Genomic DNA, 1,701 nt, shown 5'->3' on the forward strand with positions numbered 1-1,701 from the left:
GCCGAGTTCGTTGATCAGGATGCCCAGCGACCAGCCATCGGAGACGATGTGGTGCTGGGTGATCAGCAGCACGTGGTCGGCCTGTCCCAGGCGCAACAGGCGACCGCGGATGAGCGGGCCGCGCGCCAGGTCGAAGGGAGCGAGGACTTCGTCGAGGGCGAGCCTGGCGATGGCCGCGGCCTGGTCGGGCTGGAGGCCGAGGTCGTGCTCGACCAGGGGGAAGGCCTGTCCGGCGGGCAGCAGGTGCGCCAGCGGTTGACCATCGGCACTGGTGGCGAAGACGGTGCGCAAGGCGGCATGCCGCTGGAGCAGGGCGTCCAGGGCACGGCGCAGGGCGAGCGGGTCGAGGTCGCCGCGCAGGCGCAGGGCGCCGGGCATGTGGTAGGCGGTGCCGGTGCCTTCGAGCTGGGCCAGGAACCACAGGCGCTGCTGGGCGAAGGACAGCGGCAGGGTGTCGCCGTGGTGGACCGGGACGATGGCCGGCAACGACGCCGTGGCGGCGCCGTTCTGGTGGCGGGTGACGGCGTGTGCCAGTTCGCGCAGCGTCGGGTGGGCGAAGACCTCGGCCAGCGACAGGCGGACGCCGCAGGCTGCCTCGATGCGGCTGAGCAGGCGCACGGCGAGCAGGGAGTTGCCGCCGAGGGCGAAGAACTGGTCGTGGCGGCCGATCCGTTCGCGCCCCAGCAACCGGCACCAGGCCTCGGCGAGGATGGCCTCGGTGCCCGGGTGCGGCGGCGCGTAGGCATGCCGGGCAAAGGCGTCGTCCTGCGGCGCGGGCAAGGCCTTGCGGTCGAGCTTGCCGTTGGCGTTCAGCGGCAGGGCAGGCAGGCACACGAACGCGGCCGGCACCATGTAGTCGGGCAGGGTGCGGGCCAGGAACGTACGCAAGGTGGTGACCAGCGCATCGCTGGGCGCATCGGCGGGCGTCTCGCGCGGGACGACATAGGCGACCAGGCGCATGTGCGCCGCCTCGCCCAGGGCCAGCACGACGGTGCTGTGCACGGCCGGATGTTCGGCAATGCGCGCCTCGATCTCGCCCAGTTCGATGCGGAAGCCGCGCAGCTTGACCTGGTGGTCGATGCGGCCGAGGAACTCGATGGCGCCATCGGCGCGGTAGCGCGCCAGATCGCCGGTCCGGTACAGACGTGCCTCAGGATCGGCGGCGAAGGGATCGGGGAGGAAGCGCTCGGCGGTGAGCTGGGGGCGGTTCAAATACCCTCTGGCCACGCCGACGCCGCCGATATGCAGTTCGCCGACGGCGCCGAGCGGCACCGGTTGGCCGTTGCCGTCGAGCAGGTAGATCGTGGTGTTGGCGATGGGACGGCCGATGGGCACGCTCTCCCCGGCGAAGGCGGGCGGGCAGGTCCAGGCGGTCACATCGATCGCCGCTTCGGTGGGGCCGTAGAGGTTGTGGAGGGCGGTCCAGGGCAGGCGCCGTTGGGCCAGGCGCACGCTGCTGGCGGGCAGGGCCTCGCCGCTGCAGACCAGGTGGCGCAGCGTGGTGCAGCGTTCCACGCCGGGGGTCTGCAGGAACAGGGCCAGCATGGAGGGCACGAAATGCGCGGTGGTAACGCCGTGGTGCACGAACAGTGCGGCCAGGGCATCGGGATCCTTGTGCGCCCCCGGCGGCGCCAGGGCCAGGGTGGCCCCGTTCAGCAGTGGCCAGAAGAACTCCCAGACCGATACGTCGAAGCCGAAGGG

1 protein-coding gene is annotated in these 1,701 nt (G+C 71.8%); it reads right to left on the minus strand.

Annotation, left to right across the window (positions count from 1 at the left end):
* Positions 1-1,701: AMP-binding protein (locus GGR66_RS21010; protein WP_184450478.1), on the minus strand; the 1,701-nt coding region annotated here is incomplete at both ends.

Source organism: Xanthomonas sp. 3498 (assembly GCF_014199795.1).
GTDB classification, from domain to species: domain Bacteria; phylum Pseudomonadota; class Gammaproteobacteria; order Xanthomonadales; family Xanthomonadaceae; genus Xanthomonas_A; species Xanthomonas_A rydalmerensis.